General features: G+C 63.6%; 22 protein-coding genes and 1 tRNA gene. 7 read left to right on the top strand and 16 right to left on the bottom strand.

The window, feature by feature from the left end; genetic code table 11:
• Nucleotides 1–2: 2 nt before the first annotated feature.
• On the top strand, nucleotides 3–2396 hold the full coding sequence (gene mrdA, locus L0U82_RS00685) for a penicillin-binding protein 2 (protein ID WP_233827801.1): 2394 nt from the start codon (nucleotides 3–5) through the stop codon (nucleotides 2394–2396).
• Nucleotides 2397–2406: 10 nt separating this feature from the next.
• The gene (gene rodA / locus L0U82_RS00680) at nucleotides 2407–3555 is read left to right on the top strand and encodes a rod shape-determining protein RodA (RefSeq protein ID WP_233827800.1); all 1149 of its coding nucleotides are present in this window, start codon (nucleotides 2407–2409) and stop codon (nucleotides 3553–3555) included.
• Between the two features lie 74 nt (nucleotides 3556–3629).
• Here rodA and L0U82_RS00675 read toward each other — a convergent pair whose 3' ends face one another.
• From L0U82_RS00675 to def, 14 genes are all read right to left on the bottom strand, one after another.
• Entirely contained in the window at nucleotides 3630–4340 is a 711-nt protein-coding gene (locus L0U82_RS00675; RefSeq protein ID WP_233827799.1) for a tetratricopeptide repeat protein, read from the bottom strand.
• Entirely contained in the window at nucleotides 4337–5119 is a 783-nt protein-coding gene (locus L0U82_RS00670; protein WP_233827796.1) for an HpcH/HpaI aldolase family protein, read from the bottom strand. Before L0U82_RS00670 ends, L0U82_RS00675 begins: the two co-directional genes overlap by 4 nt.
• A gap of 258 nt (nucleotides 5120–5377) precedes the next feature.
• The gene (gene queD / locus L0U82_RS00665; protein ID WP_233833063.1) at nucleotides 5378–5821 is read right to left on the bottom strand and encodes a 6-carboxytetrahydropterin synthase QueD; all 444 of its coding nucleotides are present in this window, start codon (nucleotides 5819–5821) and stop codon (nucleotides 5378–5380) included.
• A gap of 9 nt (nucleotides 5822–5830) precedes the next feature.
• Nucleotides 5831–6463, bottom strand: a complete 633-nt coding sequence (gene queE / locus L0U82_RS00660) for a 7-carboxy-7-deazaguanine synthase (protein ID WP_233827795.1) — start codon at nucleotides 6461–6463, stop codon at nucleotides 5831–5833.
• Nucleotides 6464–6535: 72 nt separating this feature from the next.
• Entirely contained in the window at nucleotides 6536–7267 is a 732-nt protein-coding gene (queC, locus tag L0U82_RS00655; protein ID WP_233827794.1) for a 7-cyano-7-deazaguanine synthase QueC, read from the bottom strand.
• Between the two features lie 379 nt (nucleotides 7268–7646).
• Nucleotides 7647–7722, bottom strand: a tRNA-Phe gene (locus L0U82_RS00650).
• Nucleotides 7723–7816: 94 nt separating this feature from the next.
• The gene (gene esaR / locus L0U82_RS00645; RefSeq protein WP_233827793.1) at nucleotides 7817–8506 is read right to left on the bottom strand and encodes a response regulator transcription factor EsaR; all 690 of its coding nucleotides are present in this window, start codon (nucleotides 8504–8506) and stop codon (nucleotides 7817–7819) included.
• Nucleotides 8507–10936 carry a sensor histidine kinase gene (locus L0U82_RS00640; protein WP_233827792.1) on the bottom strand — a complete coding sequence of 810 codons (2430 nt, stop codon included), beginning with the start codon at nucleotides 10934–10936 and terminating at the stop codon, nucleotides 8507–8509.
• Nucleotides 10926–11525 (bottom strand): DUF4390 domain-containing protein, encoded by a 600-nt coding sequence (locus tag L0U82_RS00635; protein ID WP_233827791.1) that lies wholly within the window; start codon nucleotides 11523–11525, stop codon nucleotides 10926–10928. The genes L0U82_RS00640 and L0U82_RS00635 overlap by 11 nt, the downstream gene beginning before the upstream one ends.
• Entirely contained in the window at nucleotides 11522–12970 is a 1449-nt protein-coding gene (rsmB, locus tag L0U82_RS00630; protein ID WP_233827789.1) for a 16S rRNA (cytosine(967)-C(5))-methyltransferase RsmB, read from the bottom strand. The genes L0U82_RS00635 and rsmB overlap by 4 nt, the downstream gene beginning before the upstream one ends.
• 198 nt (nucleotides 12971–13168) lie before the next feature.
• Nucleotides 13169–14026 (bottom strand): zinc metalloprotease HtpX, encoded by an 858-nt coding sequence (gene htpX, locus L0U82_RS00625; protein WP_233827788.1) that lies wholly within the window; start codon nucleotides 14024–14026, stop codon nucleotides 13169–13171.
• 105 nt (nucleotides 14027–14131) lie between these two features.
• Nucleotides 14132–14776, bottom strand: coding sequence for a LysE family translocator (locus L0U82_RS00620; RefSeq protein ID WP_233827787.1), 645 nt, complete (start codon nucleotides 14774–14776; stop codon nucleotides 14132–14134).
• Nucleotides 14777–14892: 116 nt separating this feature from the next.
• A complete protein-coding gene (fmt, locus tag L0U82_RS00615; protein WP_233827784.1) occupies nucleotides 14893–15882 on the bottom strand; it encodes a methionyl-tRNA formyltransferase in 990 nt (329 codons plus the stop codon).
• Between the two features lie 37 nt (nucleotides 15883–15919).
• The gene (def, locus tag L0U82_RS00610; protein ID WP_233827782.1) at nucleotides 15920–16423 is read right to left on the bottom strand and encodes a peptide deformylase; all 504 of its coding nucleotides are present in this window, start codon (nucleotides 16421–16423) and stop codon (nucleotides 15920–15922) included.
• A gap of 241 nt (nucleotides 16424–16664) precedes the next feature.
• On the opposite strand from def, the gene dprA reads away from it, so the two are divergent.
• The 3 genes from dprA to L0U82_RS00595 all read left to right on the top strand — a co-directional run bounded on the left by dprA (nucleotide 16665) and on the right by L0U82_RS00595 (nucleotide 21419).
• On the top strand, nucleotides 16665–17972 hold the full coding sequence (gene dprA, locus L0U82_RS00605) for a DNA-processing protein DprA (protein ID WP_233827781.1): 1308 nt from the start codon (nucleotides 16665–16667) through the stop codon (nucleotides 17970–17972).
• Between the two features lie 99 nt (nucleotides 17973–18071).
• Nucleotides 18072–18449: a thioredoxin family protein gene (locus L0U82_RS00600; protein WP_233827780.1), complete on the top strand. Its 378-nt coding sequence runs from the start codon at nucleotides 18072–18074 to the stop codon at nucleotides 18447–18449.
• A 300-nt stretch (nucleotides 18450–18749) separates the two neighbouring features.
• The gene (locus tag L0U82_RS00595; RefSeq protein ID WP_233827779.1) at nucleotides 18750–21419 is read left to right on the top strand and encodes a DNA topoisomerase III; all 2670 of its coding nucleotides are present in this window, start codon (nucleotides 18750–18752) and stop codon (nucleotides 21417–21419) included.
• Nucleotides 21420–21639: 220 nt separating this feature from the next.
• Here L0U82_RS00595 and L0U82_RS00590 read toward each other — a convergent pair whose 3' ends face one another.
• Nucleotides 21640–22740, bottom strand: coding sequence for a LysR family transcriptional regulator (locus tag L0U82_RS00590; protein ID WP_233827778.1), 1101 nt, complete (start codon nucleotides 22738–22740; stop codon nucleotides 21640–21642).
• A 38-nt stretch (nucleotides 22741–22778) separates the two neighbouring features.
• Here L0U82_RS00590 and L0U82_RS00585 point away from each other — a divergent pair, with 38 nt between their 5' ends.
• Complete coding sequence (locus L0U82_RS00585; protein WP_233827777.1) at nucleotides 22779–22970, top strand: hypothetical protein; 192 nt, start codon at nucleotides 22779–22781, stop codon at nucleotides 22968–22970.
• A gap of 113 nt (nucleotides 22971–23083) precedes the next feature.
• Here the strand turns inward: L0U82_RS00585 and L0U82_RS00580 are convergent, their stop codons facing one another.
• The gene (locus L0U82_RS00580) at nucleotides 23084–24940 is read right to left on the bottom strand and encodes a phosphoenolpyruvate carboxykinase (GTP) (RefSeq protein WP_233827776.1); all 1857 of its coding nucleotides are present in this window, start codon (nucleotides 24938–24940) and stop codon (nucleotides 23084–23086) included.
• Between the two features lie 399 nt (nucleotides 24941–25339).
• Here L0U82_RS00580 and L0U82_RS00575 point away from each other — a divergent pair, with 399 nt between their 5' ends.
• On the top strand, nucleotides 25340–26353 hold the full coding sequence (locus L0U82_RS00575) for a D-2-hydroxyacid dehydrogenase family protein (RefSeq protein ID WP_233827775.1): 1014 nt from the start codon (nucleotides 25340–25342) through the stop codon (nucleotides 26351–26353).
• Nucleotides 26354–26358: the final 5 nt, after the last annotated feature.

Raw genomic sequence — 26358 nt, 5'->3', positions numbered from 1 at the left:
GCATGACCGAATTCAAGGACACTCAGCAGCAGCTCACGAAATTCCGCCTGCGCGTCGCGGCGGCGGGCCTGTTCGTGTTCATCTGCTTCGGGCTGATCGGCTTCCGTTTCCTGTTCCTGCAGGTCTGGCACTACAGCAAATACTCACTGCAAGCCGATGAAAACCGCATCTCCGTCGCGCCGATCGTGCCGAACCGCGGCATCATCACCGACCGCAACGGCGTCGTGCTGGCGAAGAACTACTCGGCCTACACGCTCGAAATCACGCCGTCGAAACTGAACGATTCGCTCGAAAACGTGATCGACAACCTGGCCACGGTCGTGTCGATCGACGCGCGCGACCGGCGCCGCTTCAAGAAGCTGCAGGAAGATTCGAAGAACTTCGAAAGCCTGCCGATCCGCACCCGCCTGACCGATGACGAAGTCGCGCGCTTTACCGCGCAGCGCTTCCGTTTTCCCGGCGTCGAAGTGCGCGCGCGCCTGTTCCGTCAGTACCCGCTCGGGCCGACCGCCGCGCACGTGATCGGCTACATCGGGCGGATTTCGCAGCGCGATCAGGAACGCATCGACGACGCGAGCGACCAGAACGACAGCGATCCGGACCACTACGATCCGCGTCTGGACGCCAACAACTACAAGGGCACCGACTACATCGGCAAGATCGGCGTCGAGCAGAGCTACGAGACCGAGCTGCATGGCCAGACCGGTTTCGAGGAAGTCGAGGTGACGGCCGGCGGCAGACCGGTGCGCACGCTGTCGCGCACGCAGGCCACACCGGGCAACAATCTCAAACTGTCGCTCGACATCGGCTTGCAGCAGGTCGCCGAGCAGGCGTTCGCCGGACGCCGCGGCGCACTGGTCGCGATCGAGCCGTCCACCGGCGACGTGCTCGCGTTCGTGTCGGCGCCGAGCTTCGATCCGAATTCGTTCGTCGATGGCATCGACCAGCAGACCTGGGACGAACTGAACAACTCGCCCGATCACCCGCTGCTGAACCGGCCGCTGCACGGCACCTATCCGCCGGGTTCGACGTACAAGCCGTTCATGGCGCTTGCCGCGCTGACGCTGCACAAACGCACGACGAGCTGGGGCTTCCAGGATCCGGGCTTTTACACGTTCGGCGGCCACACGTTCCGTAACGACGTGCGCTCGGGCCAGGGTTGGGTCGACATGAACCGCGCGATCGTCGTGTCGAACGACACGTACTTCTACATGCTCGCGCACGACCTCGGCGTGAACAACATTGCGAACTTCATGAAGCCGTGGGGCTTCGGCCAGATCACCGGCATCGATATTGCCGGCGAGGCAAAGGGCATTCTGCCGTCGACCGACTGGAAGCGCCACGCTTACCGCCGCCCCGAGCAGCAGAAGTGGTACGAAGGCGAGACGGTTAGCCTCGGCATCGGCCAGGGCTACAACTCGTTCACGATCCTTCAGCTCGCGCATGCCGTTGCAACGCTCGCCGACAACGGCATCGTGATGAAACCGCACCTCGTGCGCGACATCGAAAATCCGATCACGAAAGAAACGCGGCCGGTCGTGCGCGCTCCGAGCGACAAGATCGCGGTCAAGCAGCAAGACATCGACTTCATCAAGCACGCGATGGAAGGCGTGGTGACGAACGGCACGGCAGCCAAGGTGTTCGCGGGTGCGCCGTATCAAGCCGCCGGCAAGACCGGTACCGCGCAGGTGTACTCGCTGCAGGGCGCGAACTACAAGGGTCACGCGATCCCCGAGCGTCTGCGCGACCACGCGCTCTTCATCGCGTTCGCGCCCGTCGACCAGCCGAAGATCGCGCTCGCGCTGATCGTCGAAAACGGTGGCTGGGGTGCGGAGGCAGCCGGCCCGATCGCGCGCAAGGTGCTCGACTACTATCTCGTCGGCAAGAACAAACCGGGTGCCGAGGCGGCGGCTGTCGCGGCCGCGGCGTCGGCGACAGAAGACGCGTCCGCGCCGCAGGTCGGCGATGCGCCGCCTTCGCGCGATGACGCGCAGCCGCTCAGGATCGCGACGGGGTTCACCGCGCTGCCGATGCCGGGAGCGGCGGAAGCAGCCGCAGCGGCGTCGGGAGCTTCGGCGGCTGTTGCGGCTTCGGCCGCGGATGGTGGTGCGTCAGCGCCCGTCGGCGCATCGGCGGTGAGATCGGGCACTGCGCCGGTTGCTGCTTCCGCGAGCGCGGCACAAACAGCACAAGCGGCACAAGCGACGGCGGCATCGGCGGCGAAGCTCGCGTCGTCGACCGCCGCCGCGAAGAAATCGGCGTCGCGTTCACCGAACGCGCCGCATAAACCTCGTCCGGCGAGCGAACCGGTGCCAAGCGTTGCGGCGCCGTCGCGCGAGGACGCGGCTCAGGACGCCTCGCCACGCCAGCCGGCCACCGGCGGCATCGACGAATAAGGAGAAAGGCATGCAATTCGACAAGCGCGCCTGGCTCGACCGCATCAAACGGATGTTTGCGGGCTTCGACCGTCCGCTCGCACTGATCGTGTTTCTGCTGCTGTGCGTCGGCATCGTCACGCTGTATAGCGCGAGCCTCGACATGCCCGGCCGCGTCGAAGACCAGTTGCGCAACATCCTGCTGACGTTCGTGCTGATGTGGGGGCTCGCCAATGTGCCGCCGAATACGCTGATGCGATTCGCGGTCCCGCTCTATACATTCGGGATCGCGCTACTGATCGCGGTCGCGATGTTCGGCCTCACGCGCAAGGGCGCGAAGCGCTGGATCAATGTCGGCGTGGTGATCCAGCCGTCGGAGATCCTGAAGATCGCGACCCCGCTGATGCTCGCCTGGTACTATCAGCGCCGCGAAGGCGTGATGCGCTGGTACGACTATCTGGTCGGCTTCGTGATCCTCGCGGTGCCGGTCGGCCTGATCGCGAAGCAGCCCGACCTCGGCACTGCGGTGCTCGTGTTCGCGGCCGGCCTGTTCGTGATTTACTTCGCCGGCCTGAGCTTCAAGCTGATCGTGCCGGTGCTGATCGCGGGCGTGATCGCGGTCGCATCGATCGCGGCATTTCAGGACAAGATCTGTCAGCCCCAGGTGCAGTGGCCGCTGATGCACGACTATCAGAAGCACCGCATCTGCACGCTGCTCGATCCCACCTCCGATCCGCTCGGCAAAGGCTTCCACACGATTCAGGCGGTGATCGCGATCGGCTCCGGCGGCCCGCTCGGTAAAGGCTGGCTGAAGGGCACGCAGGCGCATCTGGAATTCATCCCCGAGAAGCACACCGACTTCATCTTCGCGGTGTTCTCCGAAGAATTCGGTCTGGCGGGGGGCATCGTGCTGCTGACGCTCTACATGCTATTGATCGTGCGCGGGCTCTACATCGCGGCCAACGGCGCGACGCTATTCGGACGATTATTGGCCGGCTCATTGACGATGGCGTTCTTCACTTACGCATTCGTGAATATCGGCATGGTGAGCGGGATCCTGCCGGTGGTCGGCGTGCCGCTGCCGTTCATGAGTTACGGCGGCACCGCACTGGCTACGCTGGGCGTCGCGGTCGGCCTGATCATGAGTGTCGCGCGGCAAAAGCGGCTGATGCAAAGTTAGCGTCGCATATGCTCAGCCGGGCACACGGCTAAAATACAAAGGGCGCTCTCGCTTTCGCGGAGCGCCCTTCTGTTTTATTGCGGCTTCACTTCCTTCTGATCGCGCAACTGCGCGCTCAACTGCTGATACTTCAGACGCGCCGCCGGATCGCCTTGCGCGGCCGCCGCCGCGTAATAGGCGCGCGCGACGTTCAGATTCCTGTCGACGCCATCGCCGCCGCGCTCATAGAACGAACCGGTCACGTACTGCGCGGTCATGTCGCCGCCTTGCGCCGCTTTCTTGTACCAGACGAATGCCTGCTTGTTGTCGCGCTCAGTGCCGCGGCCGTCGAGGAACTGATTGGCGAGCGCAAGCTCAGCCTGCACATGGCCCTGCTGCGCTGCCTTCAGGAACCAGCGGTGCGCCTCGGCCGGATCGCGCTCGACGAACTCGCCATCGTCATACATCTTGCCGTACACGTACTGCGCGTGCGACATGTTCGCGTCGGCGGCCTTACGCAGCCACTTCTTGCCCTCGTCGACGTTGACCGCCGTGCCCTCGCCATTGAGCAGCATCATCGCGTAATTGAATTGCGCGAGCCGGCTGCCGCGTTCGGCAGCCTGGTGGAATTCGTTCAGCGCCGCGCCGAGATTGCCGGCGTTGTAATCGGCGACCGCGGTCTGCGTCTGCGGATCGTTCGATTTCGCGACGCGATCCTGCGCGGACGCGAGGTTCGTTGCGCCAGTCGCGAGCAGCGCCGCCGCGACGGCGAGGCACCTCAGGACGCCCTGCATTCTGCCGTTCATGTCCTGACCTCCTGTAATGCCTGACGGGTCGCGCGCAACATCCAGATGACGTCCGCGCCTAGCGCGACGAAGCGAAAGCCGGCCTCGCGATGCTGCCGAGCGCTCGCGGCGTCCATCGCGAAAATGCCCGCGGCGATGCCGGCCTTGTCCGCGGCGCTGACGATCCGCGCCATCGCCGCCTGCACGTCGGGGTGCTTCGCGTCGCCGAGATGACCGAGGCTCGCGGCCAGATCGCCCGGCCCGACGAACAGGCAATCGATGCCCGGCGTCGCGGCAATCTTCTCGACTTCGTCGACACCGCGCGCCGACTCGATCTGCGCGATCGTCGCGATTTGCGCGTTGGCCGTTTGCACGTAGTCGCGCCGCATGCCGTAGCCGGCCGCGCGCACCATGCCCGCGACGCCGCGCTGGCCATCGAGCGCCTCGGCGGTCGGATATTGGGTCAGACGCACGGCGTGTGCCGCTTCCTCGGCCGATTCGATGTTCGGGAACATCAGCGTGCGCGCGCCGGCATCCAGCACGCGTTTGACCAGCCACGGCTCGCTCGCGGGCACGCGCACCACGGGCTCGCTCGGCAGATGCGCGGCGGCGATCGCGCGCAATTGCGACTCGACGCCGCCGCTATCGTTCGGTGCGTGCTCCATGTCGATCAGCAGCCAGTCGAAGCCCGCATGCGCAAGCGCTTCGGCTGCCGCCTCGCTGCCGAGCGACAGCCACAACCCGAACAGCGGCGTGCTTTCTTTCAGACGTTGTTTGAGGGGATTGGTGAACGTGCTCATCGGCTGGCCTCGTGCGGATTCGCAAACGTCGGGCGGGCCAGCGAGCAGCACGCCGCGGGCGGAGCCTCGGAAGACATCCAAGAGGAGACCCGAAGCGGGGCCAGATAAGAGATCAGGCAGAAACCGGGGCGCTCAGCGCCTCGATGCCTGCTGCGACGCAATGCGGTGACCGGCATGTCTCGCTCCGTATGGTTATCGGAGCGATCATACCGTGCCAATAAATAACGCGAGGGCGGGCTCGCGCGGCGGGGCGAAGCGTCAGTCGCGGACCACGTCGGCCCAGCAATTCGGCGTCTCGTACAACCGCACTTTATGCAGTTGCAGATTCACGCCGTAGTGCGCGTCGTACACGTTCGCGAGGATATCGAACGCAATCGCGGCGAGATTTTCGACGGTCGGAATGCGATCGAGCACCACCGTCTTGTGGCCCGCCATGCTTTCGAGAAAGCCGCGTACCTGCGTGTCGCCTTCGTAGACGAGGAACGCGTGGTCCCACTTGTCGACCAGATGCTCGTTTGCAAGCGACTTCACATCGGCGAAGTCCATCACCATGCCGCGATCGGGCGCGCCTTCGGTGTCGACCAGATCGCCTTGCAGCGTGATTTCGAGCACGTAGCGATGGCCGTGCAGATTACGGCACTGGCTGCGGTGATCGGGGATGCGGTGGCCCGCGTCGAATTCGAGTTTTCGGGTAATCGTCAGCACGGCAAATCAGGGAATGTTCAGGTACTTGTGGGTCTGCATCGACAGGCGCCACTGCGGATGGCGCTTGCACCAGTCGATCGCGAGCCGCGTGTTGATATCGCGCGACGGACCGTCCATCGGCTGGACGAGGAAATACTGGAAGTCGAGCTTTTCGTAATCGGCGAGGCGTTGGTTGTCTTGCGGGATCACGACCTTCAGTTCGTTGCCCTTCGTCACGACGAGCGGCGCGTCGGCCTTCGGGCTCACGCAGATCCAGTCGATCGTTTCGAGCACCGGCAACGAGCCATTGGTTTCGATCGCGATCACGAAGCCGGCCGCGTGCAGTGCGTCGACGAGCGGCTGATCGATCTGCAGCATCGGTTCGCCGCCGGTGCACACGACGAAACGCTCGCCCTCGCCTTGCGGCCATTGCGACGTGATCATCGCGACCAGTTCGTCGGCGGTGCGGTACTTGCCGCCGTTCTCGCCGTCGGTGCCGACGAAATCGGTGTCGCAGAAGCGGCATACGGCTTCCGCGCGATCCTCTTCGCGGCCCGACCACAGATTGCAGCCCGCGAAGCGGCAGAACACGGCGGGACGCCCGGCATTCGCGCCTTCGCCCTGCAACGTGTAGAAGATTTCCTTGACCGCGTAAGTCATGCTGCTATCTGCCTTGTGTTCCTGAAATGAGTGATTCGCGAGTGCCGCTCTCGCACTGCTGCGAAATGCCGGTTAGACGGGCTCGGTGACCTTTTCGCCGGCGAGGTACGCTTCATAACCGCGTTTGCGCAGACGGCATGCCGGGCATTCGCCACAGCCAAAACCCCAAGCATGCAGTTCCGAGCGCTCGCCGACGTAGCAGGTATGCGTGTCGACACGCACCAGTTCGACGAGTTCGTCGCCACCAAGCTCATGCGCGAGGCGCCATGTGTCGGCCTTGTCGAGCCACATCAGCGGCGTCTCGAGCGCGAAGCGCGTATCCATGCCGAGATTCAGCGCGACCTGCAACGCCTTCATCGTGTCGTCGCGGCAATCGGGATAGCCCGAAAAGTCCGTTTCGCACATGCCGCCGACCAGCACCTGCAAACCACGCCGATAGGCAATGGCCGCGGCGATCGTCATGAACATCAGATTACGGCCCGGCACGAACGTGTTCGGCAAGCCGTTGGCCGAAGCCTCGATTTCGATCTCGCGCGTCATCGCGGTATCGCTGATCGCGCCGAGCAGCGACAGATCGATCATGTGGTCGTCGCCGAGACGATCGGCCCACGCCGGAAACGCGCGCGTGATGGCTTGACGGAACCCTTCACGGCACTCGAGTTCGACGCGATGCCGCTGACCATAATCGAAGCCGAGCGTTTCGACCGTGTCGTAGCGATCGAGCGCCCATGCGAGACAGGTGGCGGAATCCTGGCCGCCGGAAAACAGCACGAGCGCGCTACGCTTAGCGTCTTTGCGGATCACCGTGAAACTCCGTGAATGAGAGTGCGACGTCGCGCTGCGCGAGGTACGCGATGCAGGCAACGCGGCGCGACGTGGGCCGGCACTATGCCAGCCCAAAGCAGTATAGGTCGCGCGTTGCGCGTGAACGTGGCTGGGCGCTTATACCGCCGATCGTCAATCGAAGAGTCTGGCGCGGTGGGCACTGCACATTGCACGCTGCGTCTCTGCGAACCGGACGCCACGCTTGCGTGCAAGTCCTTGAACTGGCGCGGATTTTATCACGCGGCACCGAATGGCACTCGCCCCTGCCGCCAGCGCCCTCGCTGGCTCGGCCGAAACAACAGCTGTCCGCCAAACGGAAAAGCCCCAGGAAATCTTGCGATTTCCTGGGGCTAAATCCTGGTGGCCTGGGGCGGAATCGAACCACCGACACGCGGATTTTCAATCCGCTGCTCTACCAACTGAGCTACCGGGCCAACGAAGAACGAAACTATATCAAAGGGATTTCGGCTCAGCAAGCCCTTTCGCGAAAAAAGCTGCCGGGAAGCCTTTGCTCGCAACGGGTGACCTTCACTCCCCCTTGTTCTTGCCGAGATCGACGCCGAGTTGCTTGAGCTTGCGATAAAGATGCGTACGCTCCAGACCGGTCTTCTCCGCGACGCGCGTCATGCTGCCGTTCTCGCGCGCGAGGTGATATTCGAAGTACGCGCGCTCGAATGCATCGCGTGCGTCGCGCAACGGGATATCGAACGAGATCGACGCGGTTTGCGACGTAAGCGCGCCGCCGCTCACGCCATCGGCCGACAACATCGGCAGCGCGGCCGCCGACGCCACCGTCGATGCGCTCACCGGCATGGCCGGCTTCGTCGTCGCACCACCGGGTACGGCCGCCGCATTGCCGCGCGCCAAACCCTGCTCGACCGCCTTCAGCAGCTTCTGCAACGCGATCGGCTTTTCGAGGAAATTGAGCGCCCCGATCTTGGTGGCTTCGACCGCGGTGTCAATCGTCGCGTGACCGGACATCATGATGACCGGCATCGTCAACTGACCTTGCGCGGCCCATTCCTTGAGCAGCGTCACGCCGTCGGTATCGGGCATCCAGATGTCGAGCAGCACGAGGTCCGGCGCCTGGCGCAGACGGAACTCGCGCGCCTCCTGCGCATTTTCAGCGGCCTCCACGACATGACCTTCGTCGCTCAGGATCTCCGAGAGCAATTCCCGGATGCCCATTTCATCATCTACCACCAGGATGGTTGCCATTTACGCTGCCCTTGTCTGCACTGTTGCTTTTGTCGTTCCTCGCGCCGCGCCGCCGTGCGCCGGATGCGCGCCGCTACCCGGCGCGTCGGGCGTTGAGGTGCCGTCCGCCAGTTGAAGGAAGAGGATCGAAATCTGCGCGCCTTCGATCACATCGCCGGCTTTCATGCGATTACGAATATCGATGCGCGCGCCATGCTCGTCGACGATCTTCTTGACCATCGCAAGACCCAGGCCCGTGCCCTTCGCCTTGGTCGTCACGTAAGGCTCGAACGCGCGCGTGAGAATGCGCGTGGGGAAGCCCGGTCCGTTATCCGACACGGTCAGACGTACCGCGACACGCACCTTTCCTTCCGCGTCGGGGTCTCCGTATTCTACTGTCCTCGTCTCGAGCAAAACACGCGGATGCCCGACCTCGGCCACTGCGTCCTGCGCGTTCTGCAGCAGGTTGTGAATCACCTGGCGCAGTTGCGTCGCGTCGCCGCGAATCGCCGGCAGCGCGGCGAGCTCCACCTGGATCGCGCCCTTGCCTTCCTCGATACCGTACAGCGTGAGCACTTCGCTGACCAGATCGTTCAACTGCAAATGCGCGAGCACCGCGGGCGGCGTGCGCGCGTAGTCGCGGAAATTGTCGACCATCTGCTTCATCGCCGCGACCTGATTGACGATCGTCGTCGCGCCGCGCTTGAGCACGTCCGCGTCCGACGGCGCGAGCTTGTCGGCGAGCTTCATCTGCAGACGCTCGGCGGACAGCTGGATCGGCGTGAGCGGATTCTTGATCTCGTGCGCGAGACGCCGCGCGACTTCGCCCCATGCAATCGAACGCTGCGCGGAGATCACGTCGGAGATGTCGTCGAACACGATCACATAGCCCGAGGTCTGCATGTCTTCGGCATCGCGTTCGGTCGCTGCCACGAGGCGCGCACCGCGCACGAGCAACGTAAGCGGCTCGGTTTCGCCCGGCACCTGCACCGAGAACTGCTGCTGCCAGTGGCCGTTGTCGTCGTGACCGTCCTCGCTCGCCGCCTCGCGATCGGCGAAGGCCTTGCGCACCATCGCGCCGAATTCGCTCAGCACGCTGATCTGGTCGAGCGACGAACCGAGCACGGTCTGGAACGGCTGGCGGAAAATCCGTTCGGCGCCGCGATTCGCGGTGGTGAGCCGGAACTGCCGGTCGAACACGAACACGCCCGCAGTGAGATTCGCGAGGATGCTTTCCAGATAGGTCTTCGAATGCTCGAGCGCGACGCGGTTCTTTTCGACCGCGGCGCGTGCCTCGGACAACTGCCGCGTCATCGCGTTGAACGACTGCGTCAGAAAGCCGAGTTCATCGCGCGATTTGATCTCGCGCTTCGGCGTGTAGTCACCCTCGGTGATTTCCTTCGTGCCCTGCGCGAGCAGGAACAGCGGCCGCGCAAGCTGATTGCCGAGCGCGAGCGCGAGCATCATCGCGATGAAGGTCGCGAGAAACAGCGACAGCGTCAGCGTACCGATATACATCTTGCGCAGACCGGTGCGGCCAAGTGCCTTCTCCTGATATTCACGATACGCGCGCTGCACCGAATCGGCATTGCGCGCGAGCGTCTGCGACACCGGTTGCGTGAGTTGCAGAAAGCGCTCGACAGGCTGTAACTGCGATGCGTTCGAATCGGGGATGCGCTGCACGACGCGCAGCCGCAGCGTGCCCTTGCCGCCCTTCGCTTGCGGATCGCCATCCACCTCGCCTTCGATCGCCGCATAGCCGCGGCCACGCGCCTGTTCGATCATCAGCGGCGTGGGCAGATCGTTCGACAGCAGCATCGCGTAATTGCCGGAGGCCTGCGCAATCACGTGCATGTCCGGCGTCGCGCCCGACATGCCGCTGCGGCTCGGCTCGACGATCGTCGCCTCCTGCACGCCGAACTGGTCGCGCAGGCGCAGTAGCGTCAGCGTCGTGCCGGCCGCGTCGGCGCTCGCCAGTTGCTCGGCCATCAGACGTGCCTTCGTCTGCAGATCGGACAGCGATGCGTCGAGCATGCCCCGCCCCAGATTCAGACCCGACGCGAGCGCGGTTTCGACGTTCACGTCGAACCACGATTCGATACTGCGCGACACGAACTGATACGACACGATATAGATAATGCCGCCCGGCACCACGCCGACAAGCGCCATGAAGAACGCGAGTTTCGCGAGCAGCCGCGTACCGAACTTACCGGTGCGCAATCGCACGGCAATGATGATGACGAGCGCCGTCACCACCAGCAGGAAGATCATCGCGACCGCCACGTTGGCCGCGTACAGCCACTGGTAATAGCGATCGAAGAATTCGGTGTTCGCGCTCGCGGCGGCCAGCAGCACGAGCAACAGCACGGCCGTCACTGCGACCGTCGACACCAGCACGCGCACGACGATGCTGCTGACGCTTGTGGAGGATGAGCGCACTTTATTTAGCACGTTCGGTCGCCGTGAAGGTAAAGCGCTTCCAGTCGGAGGCGAGGTTCCAGTCGCGGTTGTTCACTGCGTCGATCTGGAACGGCTTGGGCATCAGCGCGATGTCGAGTTGCATGCGTACCGACGCAGTATAGGTTTCGTCGGCGCGCACCTGATTACGGTCGATCACGTGCCATGACGTGATGTGCTTGATCACCGCGAGCGCGTCCTTGAGCGTGGAAAAACCGAGCTGCAAGCCGCCCGACGACACGCTCGACACACGATACTCGCGCGTGAGCGGCTGGAACGACAGGCGCAGACTCTGCGACACGCTGACCGGCTGCTCGTCGAACCAGTACCAGCGCGGCCGGCTCAGTTCGAAATCGGTCGTGAAGTAAAGCGGAATGCCTTTGTTGACCGCGTCTTCGAGGTTGCTGTTCAGCTCGAAGTCGAAATGCGCGTCGAGACTCCAGCCGCCGTTATCGGCTTGCAGCGACGCGCGCTGCACCGCGATCGAATCGGCATGCGCCACGCCCGGCGCTGCAAGCCAGACGGCCAGCGCGATCCAGAGCACGGCAGCGAGCCGAAGCGGGAAGAAGCGTTTGATGGTCACCGTTTCTGAAAGCGCGCGTAGAAAAATCCGTCGTGGTCTGAGTTCGCACCGGCGCTCTCTTCGCTGTATTGCGCGGGCAGTCCGGCTTGAGAACCGGCCGACGAATCGGCGGGCGCGCGGGCAACTGCGGGTAACAGTTGCCCCGGCGCGTCCAATCGTACCGCATCCTGATGCTTGTTTCCAAACCACTGCGCCTGCAACTCGCCTTCTTCGGGGAATATCGAGCACGTAACGTAAAGCAACTCGCCGCCTGGTTTTACGAGCGGCCACAGCGCGTCGAGAATGCGGCGCTGCTCGGCGACAAGCGCGGCGATGTCCGATGCGCGACGCAGCCAGCGGATATCCGGATGACGCCGCACGATGCCCGACGCCGAGCACGGTACGTCGGCGAGAATGCGGTCGAACGGCTGATCGAGGTCGTCATGCCATTGCGCGGGCGTGCCCGCGTCGCCGATGCGCACCTCCGCCTCGAGCTTCAGGCGCCGCAGGTTTTCGCCGATGCGTCGCGCGCGCGACGCATCGCTTTCGAGCGCGACGAGCTGAATATTGGCGAGTTCGAGCAGATGACCGGTCTTGCCGCCGGGCGCCGCGCACGCATCGAGCACGCGCATGCCATCGCGCGCGCCGAGCAGTTGCGCCGCGAGTTGCGCGCCCGCGTCCTGTACGGACACGACGCCTTCGTTGAAACCGGGGATGCGCTCGACGGACATCGGCGTCGCAAGCGTCACCGCCTGTTCGCCCGCTTTGCTCGCCGCAATCTGATGCCGTTGCAGCACTTGCAGATAGGCGTCGACCGTCGAATGGCGCACGTTCACGCGCAGTGTCAGTGGACCGTGCGTGTTGCCGGCGGCCAGCACGGCCTGCCACGCATCGGGCCATGCACGCTTCACCGCGTCGATCCACCATGCCGGGTAATTCCAGCGTGCGACCTCGTTGGCTTGCGCGGCGGCGAGCAGCGTATCGCGCTCACGCAGGAAATTACGCAGCACCGCGTTGACGAGCCCTTTCGCGAATGCGAATTCGCGGCGCGCGCTGATCGCGCTGACTGCCTGATCGACTACCGTGAAAGGCGTGTAGGCGGCGCTCGCTTCGTCGTCGACGAGCAGCGCGAGCGCGCACTCGAGCATATGCCCGACATGCGGCGGCGGCGCTTTCTTCACGAGCTTCGCGATCAGCCACTCGACAAGCGCGAGGCGTCGCATCGTCCGGTACGCGATGTCCTGCACCGCGCCACGCGCCGCCGCGACACTGCCTTCGGGCACCGCGACGAAAACGCTCTGCAACGCCGCGGGCAATGCCGCGCCGAGACGTACGGCGCCGACGGCCTGAGCGGCGCAGTCGAGCGCGAACCCGAGCGATTCGGGCGACAGGTGCAGCATCGACAAACGGGAATCGCGCGAACGCGCCGGCGAGGAAGCAGAACGCGAAGAAGGCTTTGAAGTCATGAAGAGGGCTAGGGCAAGCCGCACGGAACGCGCGGCGCAAACTGCACACATTGTAGCGTGGCGCTGGGCGGCGGCTGCCGCGGGCCGATGATCGCGGCCGTGTCGTCGCGCAACGGCAATGCAGACGCGAAAAAAAAAGCGGGCCGCGCTGGCCCGCTTTTCAGTATTCCGTGCTGACCGCTACAGCGGTTCGGCCACTCAGTCGAAGCGTCCCGTGCGCGCCATGTCCATCAGGCGCGCGATACGTTCCTCGGTGGCCGGGTGAGTCGAGAACAGGCTCGCGATGCCGCCACCCGACAGCGGGTTCATGATCATCATCTGCGCGGTGGCCGGATGCGCCTCCGCGGTCGGGAACGGAATACCGCTCGCGTAGCGATGGATCTTGTCGAGCGCCGCAGCGAGCGCCTGCGGATCGCCGGAAATCTGCGCGCCACCACGGTCGGCTTCGAATTCACGCGCACGCGAAATTGCCATCTGGATCAGCGCACCGGCGATCGGTGCGAGCAGCGCAACCGCGATGCTTGCGATCGGGTTCGAGGGACGGCCGTTTTCGTCGCGGCCGCCGAAGAACATCGCGAAGTTCGCCAACGCGGAGATCGCGCCGGCCATCGTGGCCGAAATCGTCGAGATCAGAATGTCGCGATGCTTGACGTGCGCGAGTTCGTGCGCCATCACGCCGCGCATTTCGCGCTCGGACAGCACCCGCAGGATGCCGGTAGTCGCCGCGACCGCCGCGTTCTCTGGATTGCGGCCGGTCGCGAACGCGTTCGGCGCGTCTTCGTTGATCAGGTACACGCGCGGCATCGGCAGGTTCGCGCGCGTGGCAAGCTCGCGCACCATCCGATAGAACTGCGGCGCACTGTTTTCGTCGACCTCCTGCGCGTTGTACATGCGCAGCACCATCTTGTCGGAAAACCAGTACGAGAAGAAATTCATCCCGAGCGCGATGATCAGCGCGAGCATCATGCCGCGCGAACCGCCGATCATCCCGCCGATCACGATGAAAAGGGCCGTGATGGCAGCCATCAACATCGCGGTTTTGACCCAATTGAACATGTCTGCTACTCCTTGCCCCAAGCGTGGGCTTCGTCTCTACGCCGCGCGATCGCGGCGTCAGATTGTAAGCTAAATGTTAGATAAGGGCAGTCAAGGAAAATTCAATCATCGCGACGCGGTGGCGAGCTTGATCCCAAGGCCGACGAACGCACTGCCGACGCCGCGATCGAGCCACCGTTTCACCGTGGGCTTACCGGAGAAGCGCTGCGTCACGCTGCCCGCGATCCACGCGACAAAACTGTTCCAGATCATGCTCATGACCACGAACACCGCGCCGAGCGTCAGAAACGCGAAGGTTTTGTGATCGCTGCCCGTCGCGACGAATTGCGGGAAGAACGACACGAAGAACAGCACCACCTTCGGGTTCAGCACGTTGGTCCAGAAACCTTGCAGGAAAAGCTGGCGCAGCGACTTCGGCGTTGCCGCCGATACGCGCGCTTCGCCCGCGGGCGCATCCGCCGCCGGCTTCGCGAAAATGAGGCGCACGCCGAGGTAAATCAGATAAATCGCGCCGATGAACTTGACGACGGTAAACGCCGTGGCCGACGCGGCGAGCAGCGCGGTCAGACCGAACGCGCAGGCAAGCGAGTGAATGCAGCAACCCGCCGAAATACCGAGTGCCGACATCAGCCCCGCGCCACGGCCCTGCGCGACGCTGCGCCCGACGATATAAGCGGTATCCGGCCCCGGCGTGATATTCAGCAGAAAAACCGCGACGACGAAAAACTCGAAATGGACGATGCCGAACATGGGATGAACCCTCGAAACTTTGGCTATTGCATGGAGAATTCTAACGCGCGGCAGGCCCGCGGCGGGGGCCGTGAACATCGGCCGAATGGCCGATGTTCACGCAGTGGGCAACGCGGTTATTCTGCGTCGAGAAGTTGAAAGTGCTGCCCCACGGCGAGCGTCGAGCCAGCGAGGAACTCGCGTACCGGCAGTCGCTTGCCGCCGGGTTTCTGCAATTGCGTCAAACGCAGCCCGCCTTCGCCACAAGCCACGACCACGCCTTCAGGTGAAACCTCGGTGATGATGCCGGGCGCCTTCTGGCCGCCCGAAACCGGCGCGGCAATGGCGCCCCAGATCTTGATGAGGCTGCCGTCTTCGAGCGTCGCAGCGCCGCCGGGGAACGGGTCGAACGCGCGCACCTGACGCGCGAGTGCCTCGGCCGGCCGGCGCCAGTCGAGCGCCGCCTCGTGTTTGGCGATTTTTTCGGCGTAGGTGACGCCGTCCGCCGGTTGCGGCGTCGACGCGAGCTTGCCGGCGCGTTCGAGTTCGACCAGCGCGTCGACGATCAGTCGCGCGCCGCCGTCGGCGAGACGGTCGTGCAGCGTGGCGGTGGTGTCGTCGGCGTCGATGGGCGTGCGCATTTCGGAGATCATCGCGCCGGTGTCGAGGCCGGCGTCCATCTGCATCAGCGTAATGCCGGTTTGCGCGTCACCGGCTTCGATCGCGCGATGGATCGGCGCCGCGCCGCGCCAGCGCGGCAGCAGCGACGCGTGGATGTTGATGCAACCGAAGCGCGGAATATCGAGCACTTCCTGCGGCAGGATCAGGCCGTACGCGGCCACCACCATCACATCGTGCGGCGTGGCACGCAGTTGATCGATCGCGGCGGCGGCTTCCTGTGGATATTTGCCGGCGCGGCGCAGCGACGTGGGCTGCGCAACCGTCAGCCCGTGCTCCTGCGCATAGCGCTTGACCGGACTCGCCTGCAGTTTCATGCCGCGACCGGCAGGGCGATCCGGCTGGGTCAGCACGAGCGGCACCGGAAAACCGGCACGATGAATCGCGGCCAGCGCGGCCGCGGCGAATTCCGGCGTACCGGCGAAGATGACGCGCAACGAATGACTCATGAAGGGCGGTGTGCGAGATATGCGGGGTGAGCGCGCGTTACATCGCGTGGGCGAGCTTCTTCATCTTGCCCTTGATGCGCGTCTGCTTCAGCGGCGACAGATATTCGACGAACACGCGGCCCATCAGGTGATCCATCTCGTGCTGGATGCACACCGCGAGCAGCCCTTCGCAATCGAGTTCGAAGGTTTCGCCCTTTTCGTTCAACGCGCGAACGCGCACTTTCTCGGCGCGCTCGACGTTGTCGTAGATGCCCGGCACCGACAGACAACCCTCTTCCGACAGCTTTCTCTCATCGCTCGACCAGACGATTTCCGGGTTGATGAAGGCGAGCAGTTCGTCGTGCGTTTCCGATACGTCGATCACGATCACGCGCTCATGCACGTCCACCTGGGTGGCGGCGAGACCGACGCCGGGCGCTGCATACATCGTTTCGGCCATGTCCGCGACGAGACGGCGAATGCGGTCGTTGACCTCCGCAACCGGCTTCGCAACCTTGTGCAGACGTTTGTCGGGGTAATTGAGGATATTCAGTAAAGCCATGATTTCAGTGTGAATTCAGACGCCGCTAACCGCTGGGAGACTCGCGTTGGCCGTTCGGCCAGGTTGTGAGCCCGTCGTAATACGCCGAGGATAGATGGCGTCGAACCGGTTCGATTCAACGCGCCCTCAGCGCCCAACGACGAGTCCGCGCGAGTGGGCGCGGCGTTATCGTTATTTCGGATGATGAAAATTTTAGCATGGCGCCTGCCCACCCGCAGGCCCTGCAGGAGGACCGCCCCGCATGCATACGTTGCCCGCAAGCCGAACCGAAGTGGCCGCCTGGCTGCGTCTATCGCTGGCGCCAGGGCTGAAACCCGCGGCGTTGCGCCTGATGTTGAGCGCATTCGGGCTGCCAGAAGCGATCTTCGCACAGTCGCTCGAGGCGCTCGCTGAGATCGCGGGCGAGGCTGCGGCGCGCGCGGCGCTAGCGCCGCCGGGTCCGGCGTTCGAAGGTCAACTCGACGCGGTGCTCGCGTGGTGCGAGTCACCCGGCAACCAGATCGTCACGCTCGACGACCCCGCGTATCCGCCCGCGCTGCTGACCATGCCCGATCCGCCGCCGCTGCTATATATAAAGGGCCGGCTCGATCTGCTGCACACGAGAGCAGTCGCGCTGGTCGGCAGCCGTAGCGCGACACCGCAAGGCCTCGAGGACGCGCAACGGTTCGCGCGGGAATTGTCGACGGCGGGCGTAACCATCGTGTCCGGGCTCGCGCTCGGTATCGATGGCGCCGCGCATCGGGGTGGGCTCGAAGGCATCGGCGGGACGGTCGCGGTGATCGGTACCGGCGCGGACCTCGTCTATCCGTCCGCGCATCATGCGCTTGCGCGGCAGATTGCTGCGCAGGGCGCAATTCTTTCGGAGTGGCCGCTCGGCACGCCGGGGCGCGCCGCCAACTTTCCGCAACGCAATCGCCTGATCGCTGGGCTGGTCAGCGGCGTCGTGATCATCGAGGCGGCGATGCGCTCGGGCTCGCTGATCACCGCGCGGCTCGCCAACGAGATGGGGCGCGATGTGTTCGCGTTGCCTGGCTCGATTCACGCTCCGCTGTCGCGCGGCTGTCATCGGATGATCAAGCAGGGCGCGCGGTTGGTGGAAACGCCTGAGGAAGTGCTGGAGGATCTCGGTTTCGCTGGCCATGCAGTGGCGCACGCCGCACGAATAGCGAGGCCGACCGGTCCGCTGACGGACGCGGGCTCGCAAGCTTCGTCAGAGGCCGGGCGCATAGGTGAGCGCACACTCACATCAATTCGAACACGCGAGGCATCGGCGGAGTCCGCAATAACAACGTCACGCCCCGCCGCAACTGGCACCGCGGCCTTTGAAGAACCGCCTCGCACCCGCAACCTGCCCCCGAAGCCACCGCTCGACCCCGATGCCCAGCGCCTGCTCGCCGCGCTCGGCCATGCACCGACCTCGCTTGAAATTCTTGCCGCCCGTACCGAGATGGAAGACGCCGCGTTACACGCCACGTTGCTGCAACTCGAACTCGCCGGCGAAGTCACGTTGCTGCCGGGCGGCCGGTTCATGCGGGCCCATCGGAGCTAAGTCGCGGCTGACCTGCGTCAACCGGCGTGCGCTGCCCTTCGCGAGCCGCCATGCTACATTCGCGCCAAAGCACCTGATCAAGACACAAGGAAATTACCCATGCCCGCGCTGAACCTCGACACCGACCAGGACCGGATCGCCGAGCGCGTCAACGAACCCGATACGCTGTTCGTTGCCTGCCTCTGCGCGGAGTGGTGCGGCACCTGTCGTGAATACCGGGACGCTTTCAATCAGCTTGCAGAGCGGCATCCGGAAGTCTGTTTCGCGTGGATCGACATCGAAACCCATGCGGATCGCTTCGACGATCTGGACGTCGAGAATTTCCCGACCATCCTGATCGAGGACTCGGTTACGACACGTTTCTTCGGTACGGTTTTGCCACAGGTATCGATCGTGGAGCGAATGTTGTCGGAGCGTACGGCACTGCCTGGCGTGACTGGCGCGCCCAAGCTGCGGCCCGCGCTGGCGGTCGCGTGACGGGCGTGTTGCCTCGCCTGGCAAGCGTCGCGGTACTGCTGGCGTGCGCCTTGCAGCACTGCGCCGAGTGGGCGGCATAGCAGCCAGTCGCGCATTTGACACGCCGCGTTTGCCTCAGCTTGATCAACGGCGAGGCGCGCAATTATGATGGCGCGCTTTCATGGCACTCGACCCGCCCGGTTCGCGCCATGTGCTATAAAGCGGTCGTTAATGGGTCGAAAAAGGTCTCAAACGAGCATCGCGCGGTACTCCGACGCGCTCCAGGCCACTAACCCGGATCTACCAACCTCACATCGAGTCATGTCCAAAGCACTGATCATCGCCGAAAAGCCTTCCGTCGCGAACGACATCGCGCGCGCTTTAGGCGGCTTTACCAAGCATGACGAATACTACGAAAGCGACGACTACGTCCTTTCCTCGGCAGTGGGCCATCTGCTGGAAATCGCCGCGCCCGACGACTACGAAGTCAAGCGCGGCAAGTGGAGCTTCGCCAATCTGCCCGTCATTCCGCCGCATTTCGATCTGAATCCGATCGCCAAGAGCGAGTCGCGCCTGAAGGTGCTGACCAAGCTGATCAAACGCAAAGACATCGACCGTCTGATCAACGCATGCGACGCGGGGCGCGAAGGCGAGCTGATTTTCCGCCTGATCGCGCAACACGCGAAAGCCAAACAGCCAGTGCAACGGCTGTGGCTGCAATCGATGACGGCCGGCTCGATCCGCGATGGCTTTGCGCGTCTGCGCAGCGACGAAGAGATGCAGCCGCTCGCCGATGCAGCGCGCTGCCGCTCTGAGGCGGACTGGCTCGTCGGCATCAACGGCACGCGCGCGATGACCGCGTTCAACAGCAAGGGCGGCGGCTTCTTCCTGACCACGGTCGGGCGCGTGCAGACGCCGACGCTGTCGATCGTCGTCGAACGCGAAGAAAAGATTCGCCGCTTCGTGCCGCGCGATTACTGGGAAGTGAAGGCGGAGTTCGTCTGCGCGGGCGGCTTCTACGAAGGCCGCTGGTTCGACCCGAAATTCAAACGTGACGAGTTCGACCCGGAAAAGCGCGATTCGCGCCTGTGGGCGCTCCCTGCGGCCGAGACGATCGTCGCGGCTTGTCGCGGCCAGCTCGGCACGGTGACCGAAGAGTCGAAACCGTCTACTCAGCTGTCGCCGGCCCTGTTCGATCTGACCAGCTTGCAGCGCGAAGCCAACGGCCGCTTCGGCTTCTCGGCGAAAAACACGCTGGGTCTCGCGCAAGCGCTGTACGAAAAGCACAAGGTGCTGACCTATCCGCGAACCGATGCGCGCGCGCTGCCGGAAGATTATCTGGATACGGTCAAGCAGACGCTCGGCATGCTCAAGGAGAGCAACAACTACCTGCCGTTCGCGAAGCAGGTGCTCGACAAGGGCTGGGTGAAGCCGAACAAGCGCATCTTCGACAACTCGAAGATCAGCGACCACTTCGCAATCATCCCGACGCTGCAGGCGCCGAAGAATCTGTCCGAGCCGGAGCAGAAGCTGTACGACCTCGTCGTCAAGCGCTTCCTCGCGGTGTTCTTCCCGGCTGCCGAATTCCGCGTGACGACGCGTATCACCGAAGTGGTCGGCCATCACTTCAAGACCGAAGGCAAGGTGCTGGTCGAGCCGGGCTGGCTGCAGATCTACGGCCGCGAAACCAGCGGCGACGACGCGAATCTCGTGCCGGTGCAGAAGGACGAGAAGGTCAAGACCGACAAGATCGCCGCGCAGCAACTGGTGACGAAGCCGCCCGCACGCTACAACGAAGCGACGCTGCTGTCGGCGATGGAAGGCGCGGGCAAGCTCGTCGAAGACGACGAGTTGCGTGAAGCAATGGCGGCCAAGGGCTTGGGTACGCCGGCGACGCGCGCAGCGATCATCGAAGGCTTGCTGACGGAAAAATATCTGATCCGCGAAGGCCGCGATCTGTTTCCGACAGCCAAGGCCTTCCAGCTGATGACGCTGCTGCGCGGTCTCGGCGTGAAGGAACTGACCGCGCCGGAATTGACCGGCGAGTGGGAATACAAGCTGTCGCAAATGGAACGCGGCAGCCTGCCGCGCGACGCGTTCATGCAGGAAATCGCTCGCATGACGCAGACCATCGTGAAGCGCGCGAAGGAATACGATTCAGACACGATCCCCGGCGATTACGCGACGTTGGCAACGCCTTGCCCGAATTGCGGCGGTCAGGTGAAGGAAAACTACCGGCGCTTCGCATGCTCGAAGTGCGAGTTTTCGATCTCGAAGATCCCGGGTGGGCGCCAGTTCGAAATCCCCGAAGTCGAAGAACTGCTGCAGAACAAGACGATTGGTCCGCTGTCGGGTTTCCGCAGCAAGATGGGCCGGCCGTTCTCGGCGATTCTGAAGCTGTCGTTCGACGACGAGATCAAGAACTACAAGCTCGAGTTCGACTTCGGTCAGGATGCGGCCGGCGAAGACGGCGAACCGCCCGACTTCTCCGATCAGCAACCGGTCGGCGCGTGCCCGAAGTGCCAGGGCCGCGTGTTCGAGCATGGCATGAGCTACGTCTGCGAGAACTCGGTCGCGAGCCCGAAGACGTGCGACTTCCGCTCCGGCAAGGTGATCCTGCAGCAGGAAATCGCGCGCGAGCAGATGGCCAAGCTGCTGGAGGAAGGCCGTACCGATCTGCTGACGAACTTCAAGTCGTCGCGTACCGGCCGTAACTTCAAGGCGTTCCTCGTCAAGCAGAACGACGGCAAGATCGGCTTCGAATTCGAGAAGAAGGAGCCGGCAGCGGGGAAAACCGCCGCGGCCAAGACGTCGGCGGCTCGTTCAGCGGCGAAGGCGATGCCGGAAGCGGACGAAGGCGATACCGCGGTGGCCGTGAAGGCCGAACCGGCGGCAAAGAAAGTGGCGGCGAAGAAGGCGCCCGCTGCGAAGACCGCCGCGGCTAAAAAGGCACCAGCGAAGAAAACCGCGGCGCGTAAAACCGGCTCGTAAGACGGACGGGCTTTCGCTTTCGCGCTCGCGCGGCTGGCCGATTGAAGCGCTTGTGTCGGCGCTTTAATCGGCGTTTGAGTCGCCAGTGCCGGAAGGTGGTTCACTTTCCACCTTCGCTTGAACCGTATCCGCCCATGAAAAAGGCGCAGTCACCTGAGGTGGCTGCGCCTTTTTAACTTCCGCCCGCACTCGCATTACCGCGGGCTTCAGCGTTAGCGACTCACAGCGGCGACAACACTGTCGTCCGCGTGCGATTCGTGGTCTTCGTGAGTGTCTTCGGCACGGGTGACAACTCGCTATCGAGCAGGCGCGACAGCGGCTCGGCACCGTCGAACGCTTCCGGCGCGCGAGGCTCGGTGGAGTCGAATGCCGCGGAAGTGGCCGGCCGCTCGAAGCCGTCCTTGATCCACTGCTCGCCGAGCAGACTGTTCGGCGTCTGGCTGAAGTGCTCGACCAGATGATCGATGAACGTGCGAACCTTGGCCGGCAAGTGACGGCGGCTCGGGTACGCAATGTTGATCTCCACCTGCGGCAGACGGTAGTCGCCGAGCAGACGCACGAGCCGGCCGCGCGTCATGTCGCGCCCGATCAGATAGCTCGGCAGAATCGCGATGCCCATGCCGAGCAGCGCGAACTGCCGCAGCATTTCCGTGTTATTCGCAACGATCACGTTCGACGGACGCACCCGCACTTCGCCTTCCGGCCCCGTGAACACACGCTCGTCGCCCCAGTATTCGGACGGCAAGCTCAGGCACGGATGTTCGAGCAGATGCTCAGGACGCGTCGGCATGCCGTGCTTTTCCAGATAAGCCGGCGTCGCACACACGGTCATGCAACCCGTAGTCAGCCGACGCGTAACGATGCTCGCGCTGCGCATCTGCCGCGCGATCACGACACCGACGTCGAAACCTTCTTCGACGAGATCGACCTGTCGATCGACCAGCGTGACGTCCGGAATGACTTTGGGATAGCGCTCGGCGTAGGTCTGCAACACCGGCGCGAGATTATGTAGCCCGAACACCACTGGCGCGACGATGCGCAGCGTGCCAACGGGTTCGTGATTGCGCGCGACCACCATCTGTTCGACGTCTTCCAGTTCGTCGAGGATCTGACGTGCGCGCTCGAGATAGACCTGACCGGATTCGGTCAGCGACAGACTGCGGGTTGTGCGATTGAGCAGCCGCGTACCAAGACGCCCTTCGAGGTCGGCAACGTGTCGGGTGGCAACTGCGTTGGAAATATCCATCGCGCTTGCGGCGCGGGCGAAACTGCCGAGATCCGCCACTTTGACGAAAACTCGCATCGACTGCAAATGATCCATAGGACAACTCCTGCCGTGTTACTGCTTCCTGACAATTAGTGAAAACCAGTGAAGCGAACTTGGAATTCTCCTACGACTCGCAAAATCGTGCAGAAGTTGCCCTCGAAAGACGAAATATTGTCAATTTTGGTGCGACTGTATCGACAGAAGCGGGGCACGAGCAGCTTTTATTCCCCAAAATAGAACAATCTGCTGCGCCGCAGCTTGCATTGCGTTTTTTGTTTGAATAGACGCAAGGGTCATCCCCGCGTTTCCCGGCCCCCGAAAACCCAGAACAAGGCGCTCGCGATAAAAGAAAAGCCGCCCGGAGGCGGCTTTCGGTACGCAGTAAGCACTCACCCGATCAGGCGGCGAGTTTCTCCTCCAGCGCGCGTTTGGCTTCGGCCAGTGCCGGCGGCAGCCCGTGCTGCAGCGTGTCAAACAGTTGCGCATGCAACGCGAGTTCGTCGCGCCATGCGGCATCGTCGACGGAAATCACCTGCTCGAACTGTTCGCGGCTGAAGTTCAGGCCGTTCCAGTCAATGTCCTCATAGTGCGGCGAAATCCCGAACGCATGCTCCTCGCCGCGCGCGCTGCCCTCGATGCGGCCGACCATCCAGCTCAGCACCCGCATGTTCTCGCCGAAGCCCGGCCAGACGAATTTGCCGTCGGGACCCTTGCGGAACCAGTTCACGCAGAAGATCTTCGGCAGCTTTGCGTTGAGCTGTTGCAGACGCTCGCCGGTCTTCAGCCAGTGGCCGAAGTAGTCGCTCATGTTGTAGCCGCAGAACGGCAGCATCGCGAACGGGTCGCGGCGCACCACGCCTTGCTGACCGGCCGCCGCGGCGGTGGTCTCGGAGCCCATCGTCGCCGCCATGTAGACGCCTTCGACCCAGTCGCGCGCTTCGGTGACGAGCGGCACGGTGGTCGAGCGGCGGCCGCCGAAGATGAATGCATCGATCGCGACACCTGCCGGGTTCTCCCAGTCGGCATCGATCGACGGGCACTGCGAAGCAGGCGCGGTGAAGCGTGCGTTCGGGTGCGCCGCCTTGCGGCCGGTTTCCTTCGCGATGGCCGGGGTCCAATCCTGACCCTGCCAGTCGATCAGGTGCGCGGGCGGCTCGTCGGTCATGCCTTCCCACCAGACGTCGTTGTCATCGGTCAGCGCGACGTTCGTGAAGATCACGTTTTCCTTCAGCGTAGCGAGCGCGTTCGGATTGGTTTTTTCGCTGGTGCCCGGTGCAACGCCGAAGTAGCCGGCTTCCGGGTTGATCGCGTACAGGCGGCCGTCCTTGCCCGGCTTGATCCATGCAATGTCGTCGCCGATCGTCGAAATTTTCCAGCCGTTCATGCCGGCCGGCGGAATCAGCATCGCGAAGTTGGTCTTGCCGCAGGCCGACGGGAACGCCGCCGCGACGTGATGCTTGCGTCCTTCCGGCGAGGTCACGCCGAGCACCAGCATGTGTTCGGCGAGCCAGCCTTCGTCGCGGCCCATCGTCGATGCGATGCGCAACGCGAAACACTTCTTGCCGAGCAGCGCGTTGCCGCCGTAGCCCGAGCCGAAACTCCAGATCTCGCGCGCTTCGGGGAAGTGCACGATGTACTTGGTCTTGTTGCACGGCCACGGCACGTCCTTCTCGCCAGCGGCGAGCGGCGCGCCGACCGAATGCACGCACGGCACGAACTCGCCGTCTTCGCCGAGCACGTCGTAAACCTCGCGGCCCATGCGCGTCATGATGCGCATGTTGGTCGCGACGTACGGGCTATCGCTCAGCTCGACGCCGATGTGCGCGATCGGCGAACCGAGCGGGCCCATCGAAAACGGCACCACGTACATCGTGCGGCCGCGCATCGCGCCGTCGAACAGACCACCGAGCGTCGAGCGCATTTCGGCGGGATCGGTCCAGTTATTGGTGGGGCCAGCGTCTTCGGCGTGCTGCGAGCAGATGAACGTCCGATCTTCGACGCGAGCGACGTCGGACGGATCGGAGCATGCAAGGTAGGAATTAGGGCGCTTGGCGGGGTTGAGCTTCTTGAGGGTACCTGCTTCGACCATCTGCGCGCACAGGCGGTCGTATTCTTCCTGCGAGCCGTCGCACCAGACAATTCTGGCCGGCTTGGTTAGCGCCGCGATGCGCTGCACCCAGTCGATCAGCTTGCGATGTTTGATCCATGTGGGCGCCTCGATAGTGGGCTGCCCTTCGAACGAGGGATGATTCATCGACCTGTCTCCGTTTTGAAAGCAATGGAAAAACGGTACAAGCCCGAGGGACGCTGCATGCGAGAGGCATTTTTCAATTCAGCACGCCGGCATGTCGATTTGTATCGATTTCACTGCCCGGCGCACAATTGCGCAGATCGTCCTGGGCCACGCAGCTTGCCAGGCGGAGGCGCGCTATCCACGAAGCTTCTGCAACCTTGTGTAAAGCGGCTTGCCTCAACACGCAACAAACTGCTAAAAACGTTCTCAATTCGCCTTCACGCAGTGCTGCCGTTCTTTTTCGCGACAGCTACAACGATAGGGCATCCAGCCAGACCAGCGTGTGAGCTAAGTAACATGCTGGGACAGTCAGCATAACATTCCGTTCGCACCATAGAGGTGCGTCGCAAAAAACATACCATGAAGATTGCCATCCTCGACGATTACCAGGACGCCGTCCGCAAGCTCGACTGCTTTCAAATGCTGGCCGACCATGAGGTGAAAGTTTTCAACAACACTGTGCGCGGTCTCGGTCAACTCGCAAGCCGTCTCGCCGAGGTCGATGCACTGGTCCTGATTCGCGAACGTACCCGCATCAACTCGCAACTGCTCGACAAGCTGCCGCGTTTGCGCATGATCAGCCAGACGGGCAAAGTGGCAAGCCACATCGATCTCGCGGCCTGTACCGAGCGCGGGATCGCCGTGCTCGAAGGCAGCGGCTCGCCGGTCGCGCCGGCCGAGCTGACGTGGGCACTCATCATGGCCGCTCAACGCCGCATTCCGCAATACGTAGCAAACCTTAAGCAAGGTGCCTGGCAGCAGTCCGGATTGAAGACGTCCGCGCTACCGCCGAACTTCGGTTTGGGTCAGGTGCTGCACGGGCAGACGCTCGGCATTTGGGGTTACGGCAAGATCGGCCGTCTGCTGGCGGGCTACGGCAAGGCGTTCGGCATGAAGGTGCTGATCTGGGGCCGCGAGCATTCGCGTGAAGCCGCGCGCGCCGACGGTTACGGTGTCGCCGAAAGCCGTGAGGATCTGTTCGAAAACAGCGACGTGCTGTCGCTGCATCTGCGTCTGCATGACGACACGCACGGTATCGTCAAGCAGGAAGACCTGATGCGCATGAAGCCGACCGCGTTGCTCGTGAATACGAGCCGCGCCGAGTTGCTCGAAGAAAACGCGCTGGTGAATGCGCTGTCGCACAACCGTCCGGGGATGGTTGCGATCGACGTCTACGAAAGCGAGCCGATCCTGCAGGGCTACAGCCTGCTGCGCATGGAAAACGTGATCTGCACGCCGCACATCGGCTATGTGGAGCGCGAGAGCTACGAGCTGTATTTCAGCGCGGCGTTCAAGAACATTCTGGCGTTCGACGCGGGCGATACCGCGAGTGTCGCGAATCCGGAAGCGTTGCAAGGCGGCCGGCGGCGCTGATTGCT

The organism is Paraburkholderia sp. ZP32-5 (assembly GCF_021390495.1).
In the GTDB taxonomy this organism is placed as follows: domain Bacteria; phylum Pseudomonadota; class Gammaproteobacteria; order Burkholderiales; family Burkholderiaceae; genus Paraburkholderia.
Note: the sequence above shows the minus strand (reverse complement) of the source record. Positions and strands in the feature narration are given on the sequence as shown.